This is a genomic window from Enterococcus sp. OL5, assembly GCF_006491895.1.
Classification (GTDB): domain Bacteria; phylum Bacillota; class Bacilli; order Lactobacillales; family Enterococcaceae; genus Enterococcus_D; species Enterococcus_D innesii.
In genome coordinates this window covers 56,407-69,651 of the sequence record NZ_VHIL01000004.1, presented here as the reverse complement: position 1 = coordinate 69,651, position 13,245 = coordinate 56,407, and the positions used below count along the sequence as shown (strand labels likewise).

The following is a 13,245-nucleotide window of genomic DNA, read 5'->3' as shown; positions in this document are numbered from 1 at the left end:
CCACTTCCTGCTTATTATACAAGTAATTAATATTTTTTAAAACCATATATCACAAAAATAGCCAATAAGAAAACAAAGAGTACGCCAGAAAGGATTCTGGTGTGGATCGAATATTTTCCGTAGTTCTTTGGCAATGCCAAAAGATTCCCTAACAATAACCCACCGAGGATCCCCCCAATGTGTCCCCACATATCGATCGTTTGATCAAACACCCCAAAAACTAGGTTCAATCCAACGAATAAGGCAAATTGCCGTACCATTGCTTGGATGCGATAATCATTTCTAAAATGCCAACCTAAGATCAAAAATGCCCCAAAAAGTCCAAATAAAGAAGTACTAGCGCCTGCTGATTGAACCCCTATTTGGTTGAATGCGAAACTCATGGTATTGCCCATGATGCCGCTTAGTAAATACAAGGCAAAAAAGCGGCTATGACCATAGATGGCTTCTACTTGCTGCCCCATATAATAGAGAATCACAGAGTTGATCGCAAAATGTGCCAACCCGAAATGTAGAAAAATTGGGGTAACGAAACGCCAATATTCATTTAAATAGACGACAAACGGACCAAACATCACCCCGCCTGATTGAATAGAGGGACTAAAATAACCTAAGATAAACACAATTGTTTGGATAGCTAAAAACAGATACGTGAAGACCGGCTGATTCAGCCATCTTTTCATTTGAGAATTCATTGACGTGCTCCTTTACGTGCGAATAAGCGAATCCGTATAGATTTTATCGATTGGGATGTCGAATACATCTGGTGTCCATTGATCGTTGAATTGTTCTCCGAAAACCAAAGAAACGGTCTTGCCATCAAAAGCTGATAAGAAACGATCAAAATAGCCACCGCCAAAGCCGATGCGATAGCCTGTTTTCGAAAAAGCCAAACCGGGAACAATCAGCAAATCCAAGTGATGGGCTTCTTGCTCACTGATCGGCTCTTCAACCCCAAATGCCGACGTTTCATAACGCGTTGCCGGCTCCACATGATAAAACTGCAATTTTTTTTGTTGTGCTTTCGGCACTGCGATTCGTTTGTTTTGTTCAAATCCTTTAGCAAAAATAGCCGCTGTATCAAATTCAAATGGCAACGAACGGATCACACCTACTGACTCAGCCGTTTGCCAAATCTGAGAAGAAAACAGCAACTGCAAAATCACCGTTTCTTTCTGCTGCTTTTGCTTGATCGGCATTTTTTTTAATGTTTGGATCATGTGCTCTCTAATGACTGGTTTTTCCATTGGATCACTCCTCTCAGAAATAGTACCAAAAACTGTGTCCAAATAGCAAACTAGAATCGCAGATTTCTTGGCATGATCATGACTTTTTGCTTATCGCCCCTTGCGTCGGATCAGTAAGTAGACGAAGTACGGTGCCCCTACGATAGAAATGATGATACCAGCTGGGATCTCACCGCTTGTCAATAGTAAACGGCCGATCGTATCACTGACTAAGACTAGCAGACTGCCGATCATTCCGGCTAAGAAAAAGGCACTGCGAGATTCTCTGCCGATGAGCCCCTTGGCGATATGAGGCGCTAATAAGCCAACAAAGGCTAAATTACCGGTATAGCCAACCGTACTGGCAGCCAAACCAACCGCGATCACTAAAAACCACGTCCGCAAACGGGTCAAAGAAACCCCTAAGCTAATTGCCTGCTCCTCGCCAAAGCCAAGTAAATTAAGCCTTGGTACGGTCCAGAACGCTGCGGCAGACAATACGATGACCCAAGGAAGCAGACTGGTGATTTGCTGCCAAGAAGTTCCCCAAATCGAACCTGAAAGCCATGCTGCTACAAAGCGATAGCGATCTTTTGATAATTCCACCGTAAAAAGTAAGGTAGCCGCCGCCAACCCTGCATTGACAGCGATTCCCGCCAGCAGCACTCGCTCCATCGACAACAATTGGTGGTGCTTATAGGCAATCAAATAGACCAGTAATGCAGCTAATAAACCACCGACGATCCCAACAAAAGGCAAGAGCTGCGATCCTTGGGTATAAAACCCTAAGTAGATCATTACAAAGAGACCCGCGCCATTGTTGATTCCTACGATACTTGCATCAGCCAGCTCATTTCTCGTCACCCCTTGCAAGACAAACCCAGAAAAACCAAAGGCACGCCGGCGATCAATGCCAGACAAGCCCGTGGCAGTCGAAACTCAGTAAACGTCAGTACTTGACTTGAAGACGCCGTTCCTTGAAAGATTGCGCCTAATGTTTGAAAGGTTAGGATTGTTTTTCCTACCATGACACTTCCTAAAAAAGCGGCCATCACCAGTAGAAAAAAAACAAAGAGTGTTTTTTCATCAGTCTTCCCTCCGTATCTTGACCAATAGAAAAGGCACACCGATCAACGCCATCAGTATCCCAAATGGCGTCTCAAAAGGGGGATTGATCAAGCGACCTGCCAGATCAGCGGCCATCACTAGAGTCCCGCCTCCGATGATCGTCAAAGGCAAAATCAGTTGATAGTTTTTACCCACCATTCCTCGCACGACATGAGGAACCATTAAGCCGACAAAACTGACCGGTCCAACAAGCGAAACCGCCATTCCCGCCAAAACTACGACTAACAGTAAGGCAGATGCCCGAATCAGATGCGGGTACTTCCCTAATGAAATAACGGTGTCATCTCCTAGCGCTAACAGATTGAGGGCTTTTCCTAGACGTAGCACAAAAACGATGGCTATCAGATAGATGGGTCCCACAAAACGCAGCTGTTGCCAAGTCACATTCGCCGCACCACCGATAAACCAAAAGGCTAGCTCTTGGTTTAAATCAAATTGCAATGACAGAGTTTGACTAATGGCTGAGAAAAAAGAACTTAATGCCACACCAGCCAAAATCAGTCCCGTGGGCGACATGCCTAGTTTGGCGTATCTGGTCAGTAAAAAAAGCAGCCCAGTTGCCGCAAACGCACCAAAAAAGGAAAACAGCGCCGCTTGACTCGGTTGCACACTAGGAAAGAGGATAAATGCGATCGCTAGTCCCAAGGCAGCCCCACTATTGACACCTAAAAGACCACCGTCTGCCAAGGGATTTCTCGTAATCCCCTGCATGATGGCTCCTGTAACAGCAAAACAGCTTCCTACTAGAAAAGCAGCCAAAACACGCGGCAACCGAATATTGCGCAAGACTTGATGCAGCTGATTCTCATAATCAAAAGCAAAGACAGCATCCCCAATCGTTTCAAAAGAAAGGTTGGCCGCTCCTTGAGTGATCGCTAAAAAGAAACAGATAATAAAGCAGCCGCTAAAAAGCAGCAGCAACCAAGGAAATTTTTTCATGCTTGGGCTCCTAACTCATAGGTCAAGACCAACGGCTTTGTACTATTAGGAAAGGTACTTAACACGGCATCGATTTCAAACAAACGTTGCAGCCATTCTTTGGTCAGCACTGTTTCCGGTGTACCGGAAACCAAAAGCTCTCCACCTTTTAATGCGTAAATATAATCAGAAAAACGTGACGCATGATTCAGGTCATGAATCGACATAATGATCGTTTTTCCGTAGGTTTTATTGATTTGCTGTAATAAGAGCAAAATTTCTAATTGATGCGCAGGATCTAAAAAAGTCGTTGGTTCATCTAAAATCACGATATCCGTATCTTGCGCCAGTGCCATGGCAATCCATACGCGCTGTTTTTGTCCCCCTGACAGCGTACTGATCGTTTCATCTGCCAGTGGCGTCAAACCCGTTGCCTGCAAGGACCAGTCAATCGCTGCAAGATCTTGTTCCGATAGACTATTCAGTCCTTTTTGATAGGGAAAACGACCGTAAGAAACGATTTCGCGAATCGTCAAGCCAATCGATGAGTCGCTAACTTGAGAAAGCAGCGCAATCTTTTTAGCCACTTCTTTGGTTTTAATGTTCTGTAGGTTTTGGGTATCTAATAGGACCTCACCAGACAAAGGCTGTAAAATTCGGGCGAGTGCCTTTAAAAATGTCGATTTTCCACTGCCATTCGGACCAATCAACCCGATGATTTTTCCTTCTGGTATCTCGATTGTTAGATTTTGCACAATTTTTTGTTTTTGATAGCCGACACTCAAGTCAACTGTTCGTAATTTCGCCATATTCGTCCCCAAAATAATTGATTGATAATGCTTATCAATTATGAATGTAATCCTGCTATTCGTCAATAGTTCTAAAAAAAGGAAATAAAAAAATATGATTGACAAACGAGGGATTCTTCGTGATAATAGCTATCAGCAAATGAGAACTATTCTCAATTAAAGCAATAAGTGCTCAACATGTAACAAAGGAGGAAGTGTTTTTATGAAACAATGGTCAAAAAGAAGTACTTGGCTTACCCTACTAGCTGCCTGCTCCCTTACCCTACTGGGTGCTTGCGGCACGAATAATGACTCAACGGATAGCAGTGGATCAGCCACTACTTCTTCAGAAATAGCAACAACCTTTACCGATGCGATGGGAAATGAAGTCACTGTTCCCGAAAACCCACAACGGGTGATCGGTAGTTATTTGGAAGATTATTTGGTTGCTTTAGGGGTAACACCGGTTGCTCAATGGACCGTCGGCAATGACAGTGATCAAGCATACTTGCAAGACAAACTAGCAGATGTGCCAAGAATCAATTATGATCTGCCCTATGAAGATGTCTTGAGCTTTGAACCAGACCTGCTACTGATGGACAGCAGTTCCATGGTGGAAGGTGACAAATATGAACAATACAGCAAGATCGCGCCAACTTATGTGGTCACAAATGGCGAAGACGTGACCTGGCGTGAACGCTTGACAGATATCGCAAAGGTCTTACACAAAGAAGAGCAAGCTGCCCAAGTAGAAGCCGATTATGATGATTTAGTCGCTGCTACCAAAGAAGCTTATGCTGATCAAATCAAAGGCAAGTCGATCGCTGTTTTATGGGTGGTCAATAATTCCGTCTTTATGGTTTCAGAAACAAAATCAAGTGGTCAGCTACTTTATCATGAACTCGGTTTTGAAGTTCCCACACTAGTTTCAGAAATCAGTGAAAGTGCCACTGCCGATTGGTCTGCAGTTTCTCTTGAAAAGCTGGCAGAATTGGATGCCGATTACTTGATTTTAGTGAATAGTGATAAAGGCGCTGATTTTTTCAGTGAACAAGTCTGGCAAAATCTCGATGCAGTCAAAAACAATCATTTATGGGAATTCGGCCCTGAATCAAGCTGGCTCTACAACGGTCCGATCGCCTATACCAAAATGATCGAAGATATCCAGAGCAAATTGGACTAATGGGTTTCAAGAAATTCGTCAAGTAAAACTACTTAACAAATTTCAGGAAAAAGCTAGCATTCCCTCACGAAACATGCTATTATATTTTAGTCTGAGAGATTTCTTAGAGGATTCTTGTATCGTTAGGGGGGAAAATCATGCGCGTAAACATCACATTAGAGTGCACTTCTTGTAAAGAACGCAACTACTTATCAAACAAAAACAAACGTAACAATCCTGATCGTTTGGAAAAGAAAAAATATTGCCCACGTGAAAGAAAAGTTACTTTACACCGCGAAACAAAATAATACTATTTAAGAAGTTCGCAAACGCTGATAACCAAGGCGTTTGCGAACTTCTTTTTTTCAGACATTTTGCAATGATAGCTGCTGCATTTTTATTTCCCTCTTTACACAACCACTCCCCTATTTTCACTTATTTGCTTTGAACTTTTGAACCAACTTTTTCTTTGAAGCGACGTATAAATAACTTTTAATGTATAATGAAAAAAAGAAACTAATGTTCAACAAAGGCGGCACATAGAACGTGAACCAGCTTTTTCTTCTAGCTGTCCTTTCAATATACTTTGAGTACCAGCCGCCCCTTTCATGCTATACTGCCTATAGGAGGTGAACCCATGCTTGGCAATTTTACGTATCTACCTAGTAACTATCGTCTGTTTTATGGTGCTTTTCTTTTTGCTCTTATTGGAAATATGCTTTTCATTTTCATCAAACACCCTGCTTGGACCTTTAGCCTACCGACGGTGATTGTCCTCTTCTTAATAAATGTCTTCTTTTGGACAAAATACAAGAAGAAACTTATTCCTTGCGCAACAGATGCACTGTTTTATGTTCTGCTCTTCCTCTTGGTATTTCACAATCACTAACATAATGCTTCTTTTGATACTAATTGTTTCTCTTTCCCCTATTTCGTCATAACAAAGGAGTGTTGATGCGATGGAGATTTCCCATATCACGTTGATCGTACAGAATTTAGCAAAGACGACAACGATGCTGGAAACATTGTTTGAAGCAGAGGAAATTTATGATAGCCGAGACCAGTCTCATTCTTACTTCCCAGAAAAATTCTTTTTGATCGATGGCTTATGGCTTGCTGTTATGGAGGATACCTCCCAGAAGCTGCCGAAAACGTATAACCATATTGCCTTTAAAATCGATCCAATTCAAATCGATTCCTTGATTACGCGCATCCAAGGACTAGGATTGAAGATTGAAAAAGATCGTTCTCGTATCAAAGGCGAAGGTGCTTCTATTTATTTTTACGACGATGACAACCATTTGTTTGAACTGCATACTGGTACGTTGGCTGAACGATTGCACCATTACCGTCTGACAGAAATTAAGTAATCTTCATTGCTCGCAACTGCATGGACTGTTATGTAAAGAATTCCCACATGAAAGGAAGAAAAAAATGAAACTAGATATGGTCGGTATTATCACAAAGAACATGGAACAGGCACTGGCTTTTTATCAAGTACTTGGCTTCACGCCATTAGGTCAGCACTCAGAAGATTATATGGAATTAGCAAATGATGGTGTTCGCATCTCCTTGAATAGTCGCAAAATGGTTGCCGGGATCTACGGACATCCACCAATGACTGTGGGTGATACGATTGAATTAGCCTTTTTATGTGATTCCCCTGAAGAAGTTGATGCCCTTCATGCAAAAGTCGTAGCTGCCGGGTATCAGTCTTTCAAAGAACCCTGGTCTGCCTTTTGGGGGCAACGCTATGCCATCGTCAAAGATATAGACGGCAATCTCTTAAGTTTGTTTGCAACGCTACCTGCCGAAAATTGATCCATAAAGCGACAGTCGATCCAATGGATCGGCTGTTTTTTTAATCATTCCGGCGGGTAAAAAGACAAAATCCCGTTTTAATGTCCAATCGAATTCTGACAATCTGAATTGAATGTATTTCTTATAAACCAACGTTTCTCCTCAATTAGAAACGAAAATAATATCTCTATAAAAAAACAAATTAACCCATCCGCTCCTGTTCGCTTGACAAAAAAGAACAAACGTTCGTATAATCTCGGTAAGGAGTGATAAAAATGGGTGGTTTTAATTATGCGCTCGAGCCAAAACGCGATATCTTATTTATCGATGTTAAAAGTTTTTATGCTTCTGTCGAATGCATCTCGCGCGGATTAGACCCTATCCAAGCGATGCTGGTCGTCATGTCTCATTCTGACAATACTGGAAATGGCTTAATCTTAGCGGCTTCCCCCAAGGCAAAATCGGCATTAGGAATCTCAAACGTGACTCGCAATGACAATCTGCCGACGCATCCCGATTTATACAAAGCATCGCCACGTATGAGTTTTTATATCAAAGAAAATACCAAAGTCAATAATGTCTTTCGCAAATATGTTGGACAAGACGACTTACTGATCTATTCAATTGACGAAACGATGATGGATCTGACCCGTACACTGGATCTTTTCATTCCCGATAAAACCATTTCTCGCGAAGAAAAACGATGGCTGATTGCCCAGCAAATTCAAAAAGACATTTACGAAACAACGAAATTGTATGTCACCATCGGTATTGGCGACAACCCTTTGTTAGCAAAATTGGCTTTGGATAACGAATCCAAACACAACCGTTCCTTGATTGCCGAATGGACCTACGAAGATGTACCGACAAAAGTTTGGCAGATCGCCCCTATGACGGAGTTTTGGGGAATCGGTCGACGCACAGAAAAACGACTTCACTTGATGGGGATTGAAACGATCGAACAATTGGCTCATGCCAGTCCTGATCTTTTGCGCAGCCGCATGGGGATCATTGGTGAGCAGCTCTACCATCACGCTCACGGCATTGATCGCACGATTTTATCTGAACCGACACCGCAGGTCATGGAAAAAAGTTATGGCAACAGTCAGGTCCTGCACCGCAATTATTACTTGCAAGAAGAAATCGAGATCGTCATCAAGGAAATGGCGGAGCAAGTTGCCGCCCGAATTCGCCGCCATCATTGTCAGACCGCTTGTATCAATGTTTACATCGGCGTAGCCTTTGGGGAAACTGCCTCTGGTTTTTCCCGGCAAATGAAGATCCCACCAACCGACAATACCCGCAAGCTTGTTGCTCATTGCCTGTTTCTCTTTCGAAAATTTTATACCGGGCAAGTCGTTCGCCACATTGGTATTACCTATTCAAAATTGGTTTATACAGAAAATGTTCAGTTGGATCTTTTTGAGCAAGCAGAAACGCAGTTGCGCCAACGTAAATTAGATTTGATCATCGATAAGATTCGTGAAAAATACGGCTTCACTTCGATCGTTCACGCCACAAGCCGGATGGAAGGTGCTCGTGCCATTGCCCGTAGCAAATTAGTTGGTGGTCATGCTGGTGGTCTAGATGGGATTGCCAACATAGGACCTGTCCATCAGCAAACGGAGAAAGAATCGATAGCTAATGGTTCGCAAACGACAGTTACATAAATTTGTTTCTTTCTTTTGTGATCACAATTCTTAAGATAACATTAACAAATGGTCTATTTTTTAAAGATTTATGTAATTTCGATTCATTCATCTCCCCCTTTGTTCCTTTCTAAGGTACTTTAATAGCAAGGAGTGTGAGCAGATGAAAATTGACAAAATCGAATACAAACGAGTCATCAATGGTGCAGGACACCTTGAGTACGATTTGCTGCAATATGTAGAAAAGAATCGGGCGACTGCTGCACAAAACCTGAAACAGTCTGAGATCGATTACCTTCTGGAAAAAGACATTCAGCATCGGATCATTCAACATGCTCGTAAAAGTTTTTTTGGCGATACGATCGTTTTAAAAGATGAATATGCCGAAGATTATCTTTTATTAAAAAAGTATACGGATATGTTCCAAGAATCATTCTAAAAAAACGCAGAACCAGCTGGTTCTGCGTTTTTCTTATTCTTCGAAATGTTCTTGATAAACGTCATCAACCGTTTGATTTGGGTCGATCACGATATACAGACTCTTCGTTTTTTCACTGATTTTTGTTGATTGGTATACATTATCCAATCCTTCCGTATCTTTGTCCTTGTATGGGAAATACACAAGATCCGGTGTACCGTTACGGTAAAGAATTTCCATCCGTTCAATATCTTCATATTTCAACGCACGAGCAAACATCCCTAATTCAAGTCCGCCTAAGTTGATGTCATGTGTTGCCACATGATCGCCTTCTTGGAAGATTTCAATTTTGAACCCAGCACATGGATGAATCTCAACAAATTCACTTCCGTGGATACGGCCAAAACTGGTCGTGATTTGTTTGATCCACAAGTCACCGATGTAACGGCGCTCGATCGTCCATGTTTCTCCATTACGGAAATAAAATTTTAAAGCTTTCATTTCTCTAGCCATGACAAAACGCTCCTTTTTATTAATAATACATTTTAATTCTAACACATAGTCGCTACTGGGACACAAATTAACTTTGGTTTTCGTTGACTTTTTTCATAAACCGAGAGATTTCCACCGCCGCTCGTTGATGAGTCCCTTTGGCAATGAGTTGTTGAGACCCATCGGTCACCTGATAATCAAACTGGAATCCTTGTTCTTTTTCCCATTGGACAAAAACAGTGATTGTTGCTCCGACTGGGGAAGGTTTTAAATGATCGATCGAAAACTTTGTACCCACGGTAGTAAACCCTTTATCTAAAGTAGGCTCAAGTGCTTCCCAACAGGTGTTTTCCACCATTGCTACCAGTCGAGGGGTTGCTAAAACTGCCAAGCCCCCAGAACCCATAACAGCCGCAGTGTCTTGAAGGTCAACGAGAAAGTCTTTTTTACTTTCCATTCTTCAGTTATCCCTCCTTCGCTAAATATGCTTGGGCAAATGCCAACAGTGCTTCTTTCTCATTAGGAACTTTCCGTGTGATGACTGCAGCTTCGGCAGCAGCCAAGACTTCTTTGAGCCACGGCCCAGAAGAACGATCAACTGTCTGCAGCAAATCGCGTCCATTGATCGCCAGCTCCTTCAAAGAATGGATCGGTAGTTGCTGATACCGCTGACTGATTTTTGCAGGATCATTGGGCAGCTTGTCATAACGCAATAATCCCTCGGCTAAATAGGTCGCTTCGAGACCGAACTGATACAACAGCAGATCGTTCCATTCGCCGTTTCGACGCATTAGCAGTGCTTGATAGACCGTTTGTACTTGGCGGATGCAGTCATTGGAACATTTCCAAGCTTTTAAAAAGCTGCGGACTGCCTCAGGAGCTAAACCGATTTGGTCAATGAGCAAAACCCAAGCAGCCGTTTCGGTTTCTAAAGGAATCGCGGGCAAGTCTGCCATCCGCAACAACGCTTCGCCATATTCCCGTAAGCCTGGGCAGTAGATATAGCATTCGGTTTCTACGAAAGCCTGTAATGCTTGATTACGATGATTGCCTAACAGTAATTTGACGAATTCAATCATGATCCGTTCAACAGAGATTTTTCCTAACAAGGCATGATTCGCATGGATAGCAGCCAACGTTTCTTTTTCCAAAACAAAGCCTAATTGGCTGACAAAACGTAGCCCCCGCATCATTCGCAGCGCATCCTCATGAAACCGTTCCTGTGGGTGACCCACTGCTCGTAAAATTTGATTTTCGATATCTGCAAGTCCATCGAAAAGATCAATGATGACCCCATCTTCTTGAAGTGCCAATGCATTGATGGTAAAATCCCGCCGCTTTAGATCTTCTTTCAAGGAACGGACAAAATCGACTTTGTCAGGTCTACGATAATCCTGATAGGCGGCTTCGGTTCGAAACGTGGTAATCTCATATTGCGCCTGCTCCCACAAGACCAGCACCGTCCCATGCTCGATACCAATGTCAATGGTTCGAGGAAAAAGCGCCTTGATCTCGGCTGGAAATGCACTGGTAGCAATATCGACATCATGGATCGGCTGGCCTAAGATCGTATCCCGCACGCTGCCGCCAACGAAGTAGGCTTCATAGCCTGCGGCTTCGATTTTTTTTAGGAGTGGTGCAGCTTCTGCAAATTCTTTTGGTAGTTTAGTCAGCTTCATGTACTTTCCCATCTTTTCTTTCAAAACGATACGCATCCCGCTGATTGAATTTTGCCATATTTTCCTCAAACACTTCAGTCAGGTCGATGTCTAGTGAATTAGCCATGATCATCGTCACAAAGAGTACATCACCGAGTTCTTCTGCCACGGTCTTTTCAACTTCATCGCTTTTTTTATTTTTTTCCCCGTAATAGTGATTCACTTCTCGCGCCAATTCGCCAACTTCTTCGGTCAAACGAGCCATTTGGGCGAGGGGGCTGAAATAGCCAGTTTTAAATTGTTGAATATAGGCATCGACTTCTTCTTGCATCGATGCCAAAGAACGTTTTTCTGTCATCTTCTTCACCCTTTCTCGTTTATCTTACCAAAAGAATGGCTGCCTGCCTAGATAGAGCCCCCTCAGGATTTGTTGTACATTCAATGATTTCGTGCTACATTGATACTTGTGGAAGTTGAATAACGGAGGAAACAGGATGCGGGCATTTTTTTCATGGCGAACGATTCGCGACATTGTTTTGATTATTTTCGGTACGAGTATTTATGGCTTCGGTCTAGTCTATCTAAATATCCCAAATGATTTAGCAGAAGGCGGTGTGACAGGGATTACCTTGATCCTGCGAGCCTTATGGGGCATCAATCCTGCCATTAGTACGTTGATCTTAAATATTCCGATCATTTTGATCGGTGGCAAAATTCTTGGTCGACGCTCATTAGTGTATACGATTTTAGGAACCTTTGGTTTGTCTTTTTGGTTGGCCTTTTGGCAGAGTGTTCCCCTGTTGATCGATCTACAGCACGATCTACTGATCGTCGCACTCTTAGCCGGTTTGATTGCAGGAATCGGTAGTGGGATCGTCTACAAAGTTGGTGGAACAACAGGTGGCGTCGATGTATTGGCACGTATTTTAGAGAAAAACTTTGGGGTGACGATCGGGCGGTCGCTTTTGATCTTTGATGTGTTCGTCCTGTTGCTTTCTTTGACCTATATAGATTTGAACCGCATGATGTATACGTTGATTTTTTCTTATGTCTTCACGCGTGTGATCGATTCGATCCTAGACGGCGGCTATTCAGCGAAAGGGATCTTAGTGATCAGCAATCACAGCGAAGAGATGGCTCCTGTTTTAATGGATGAATTAGAACGCGGTGTCACGTTTTTACAGGGCGAAGGGGCTTACTCAAGAGTATCGAAACAAATCATTTATATGGTGGTCAGTGGACGGGAGATTTCTGAAGTCAAGCGCATCGTTCATGACTTTGATCCGCAAGCGTTTGTTTCGGTCATCAATGTCCATGAAGTCGAAGGCGAAGGCTTTACCTATTTAAGGCCTAAGTCGCGGTTCTTACAGCGCAAAACCGCTGTTTCTAAAACAAAATAATGACATAAAAAAAGCAGCCCCGATTAAAGGACTGCTTTTTGCTTGTTAACGGCTTTCTTCTTTTTGCTGGAGCAAGTGCCGATTTACTTCATCGGAAAGTTCTAAGAAGGCATCACGATCCCCGTTTTCCAATGCTCGATCGATCTGCCGATACAAGGTATCGATTTTGGTTTTTGCTTCTTCTTTTTCAAGGTACTGGGTAACATGTTGGGTCATTTCTTGATCCAAGTGGTCGTTCCACCGTTCATAGGGATTGTCTTCCAGAACAGCTAAATATAGGGATTGCGACCAAGAATCTGGGAAGAGACATTCAAGATACAACGGTTGTTTCCAATTCATGCGAATCTCATGAAAAATCTGATCAATGTCATAAAAGGTCTGTTCCTCGATACTCAAGACAAAGGGTTCGCCTCCAATTTCCGTACTGCGGACACTTAACCCTCGTTTGGCTGCAGCGGCCCCTTCTACAAAATGAACATTGGTCAAGATCGCTTCATGATTCGCCAGATAGTTCAACACCCAAGAGACTTCACGACGACTGAAGGAAACGGTCGAAACTAACCAATTAAGAAACTTTTTCTTTTCTTGTACATTGACGTTCATTTC

The 13,245-nt window shown here is 42.8% G+C and carries 17 protein-coding genes and 1 pseudogene; 8 read left to right on the top strand and 10 right to left on the bottom strand.

Features of this window, described 5'->3' with window-relative positions; translation table 11 throughout:
• Window positions 1–26 precede the first annotated feature (26 nt).
• The 5 genes and pseudogenes from FJU10_RS06200 to FJU10_RS06180 form a co-directional block, all read right to left on the bottom strand.
• Entirely contained in the window at window positions 27–695 is a 669-nt protein-coding gene (locus FJU10_RS06200) for a rhomboid family intramembrane serine protease (protein ID WP_005229393.1), read from the bottom strand.
• 12 nt (window positions 696–707) lie between these two features.
• Complete coding sequence (locus tag FJU10_RS06195; RefSeq protein ID WP_081118774.1) at window positions 708–1,247, bottom strand: 5-formyltetrahydrofolate cyclo-ligase; 540 nt, start codon at window positions 1,245–1,247, stop codon at window positions 708–710.
• A 90-nt stretch (window positions 1,248–1,337) separates the two neighbouring features.
• Window positions 1,338–2,278 (bottom strand): annotated as a pseudogene (locus FJU10_RS06190) (FecCD family ABC transporter permease).
• A gap of 34 nt (window positions 2,279–2,312) precedes the next feature.
• Window positions 2,313–3,293, bottom strand: coding sequence for a FecCD family ABC transporter permease (locus FJU10_RS06185; RefSeq protein WP_077452629.1), 981 nt, complete (start codon window positions 3,291–3,293; stop codon window positions 2,313–2,315).
• A complete protein-coding gene (locus tag FJU10_RS06180) occupies window positions 3,290–4,081 on the bottom strand; it encodes an ABC transporter ATP-binding protein (RefSeq protein ID WP_140965402.1) in 792 nt (263 codons plus the stop codon). Before FJU10_RS06180 ends, FJU10_RS06185 begins: the two co-directional genes overlap by 4 nt.
• Before the next feature lie 202 nt (window positions 4,082–4,283).
• Between FJU10_RS06180 and FJU10_RS06175 the strand changes: the two genes are divergently transcribed.
• The 7 genes from FJU10_RS06175 to FJU10_RS06145 all read left to right on the top strand — a co-directional run bounded on the left by FJU10_RS06175 (window position 4,284) and on the right by FJU10_RS06145 (window position 9,110).
• On the top strand, window positions 4,284–5,243 hold the full coding sequence (locus tag FJU10_RS06175; RefSeq protein WP_081118777.1) for an ABC transporter substrate-binding protein: 960 nt from the start codon (window positions 4,284–4,286) through the stop codon (window positions 5,241–5,243).
• Between the two features lie 137 nt (window positions 5,244–5,380).
• Window positions 5,381–5,530, top strand: a complete 150-nt coding sequence (rpmG, locus tag FJU10_RS06170; RefSeq protein ID WP_005229384.1) for a 50S ribosomal protein L33 — start codon at window positions 5,381–5,383, stop codon at window positions 5,528–5,530.
• A 329-nt stretch (window positions 5,531–5,859) separates the two neighbouring features.
• Complete coding sequence (locus FJU10_RS06165) at window positions 5,860–6,111, top strand: hypothetical protein (protein ID WP_074933086.1); 252 nt, start codon at window positions 5,860–5,862, stop codon at window positions 6,109–6,111.
• Window positions 6,112–6,181: 70 nt separating this feature from the next.
• Entirely contained in the window at window positions 6,182–6,592 is a 411-nt protein-coding gene (gene fosX / locus FJU10_RS06160; protein ID WP_081118778.1) for a FosX/FosE/FosI family fosfomycin resistance hydrolase, read from the top strand.
• Between the two features lie 64 nt (window positions 6,593–6,656).
• Entirely contained in the window at window positions 6,657–7,043 is a 387-nt protein-coding gene (locus tag FJU10_RS06155; RefSeq protein WP_077452634.1) for a VOC family protein, read from the top strand.
• Window positions 7,044–7,297: 254 nt separating this feature from the next.
• The gene (locus tag FJU10_RS06150) at window positions 7,298–8,692 is read left to right on the top strand and encodes a Y-family DNA polymerase (RefSeq protein ID WP_081118779.1); all 1,395 of its coding nucleotides are present in this window, start codon (window positions 7,298–7,300) and stop codon (window positions 8,690–8,692) included.
• A gap of 142 nt (window positions 8,693–8,834) precedes the next feature.
• Entirely contained in the window at window positions 8,835–9,110 is a 276-nt protein-coding gene (locus FJU10_RS06145; protein WP_074933093.1) for a hypothetical protein, read from the top strand.
• A gap of 33 nt (window positions 9,111–9,143) precedes the next feature.
• Here FJU10_RS06145 and FJU10_RS06140 read toward each other — a convergent pair whose 3' ends face one another.
• The 4 genes from FJU10_RS06140 to FJU10_RS06125 all read right to left on the bottom strand — a co-directional run bounded on the left by FJU10_RS06140 (window position 9,144) and on the right by FJU10_RS06125 (window position 11,597).
• Complete coding sequence (locus tag FJU10_RS06140; RefSeq protein WP_008381061.1) at window positions 9,144–9,602, bottom strand: hypothetical protein; 459 nt, start codon at window positions 9,600–9,602, stop codon at window positions 9,144–9,146.
• A gap of 67 nt (window positions 9,603–9,669) precedes the next feature.
• Window positions 9,670–10,038 carry a thioesterase family protein gene (locus FJU10_RS06135; RefSeq protein ID WP_077452636.1) on the bottom strand — a complete coding sequence of 123 codons (369 nt, stop codon included), beginning with the start codon at window positions 10,036–10,038 and terminating at the stop codon, window positions 9,670–9,672.
• Window positions 10,039–10,045: 7 nt separating this feature from the next.
• Window positions 10,046–11,260 carry a CCA tRNA nucleotidyltransferase gene (locus tag FJU10_RS06130; RefSeq protein WP_081118780.1) on the bottom strand — a complete coding sequence of 405 codons (1,215 nt, stop codon included), beginning with the start codon at window positions 11,258–11,260 and terminating at the stop codon, window positions 10,046–10,048.
• Window positions 11,247–11,597, bottom strand: a complete 351-nt coding sequence (locus FJU10_RS06125; RefSeq protein ID WP_016621021.1) for a nucleotide pyrophosphohydrolase — start codon at window positions 11,595–11,597, stop codon at window positions 11,247–11,249. Before FJU10_RS06125 ends, FJU10_RS06130 begins: the two co-directional genes overlap by 14 nt.
• A 136-nt stretch (window positions 11,598–11,733) precedes the next feature.
• On the opposite strand from FJU10_RS06125, the gene FJU10_RS06120 reads away from it, so the two are divergent.
• On the top strand, window positions 11,734–12,639 hold the full coding sequence (locus tag FJU10_RS06120) for a YitT family protein (protein WP_010749295.1): 906 nt from the start codon (window positions 11,734–11,736) through the stop codon (window positions 12,637–12,639).
• 45 nt (window positions 12,640–12,684) lie between these two features.
• Here FJU10_RS06120 and FJU10_RS06115 read toward each other — a convergent pair whose 3' ends face one another.
• Window positions 12,685–13,242, bottom strand: a complete 558-nt coding sequence (locus tag FJU10_RS06115) for a YpiB family protein (RefSeq protein ID WP_081118781.1) — start codon at window positions 13,240–13,242, stop codon at window positions 12,685–12,687.
• Window positions 13,243–13,245 lie beyond the last annotated feature (3 nt).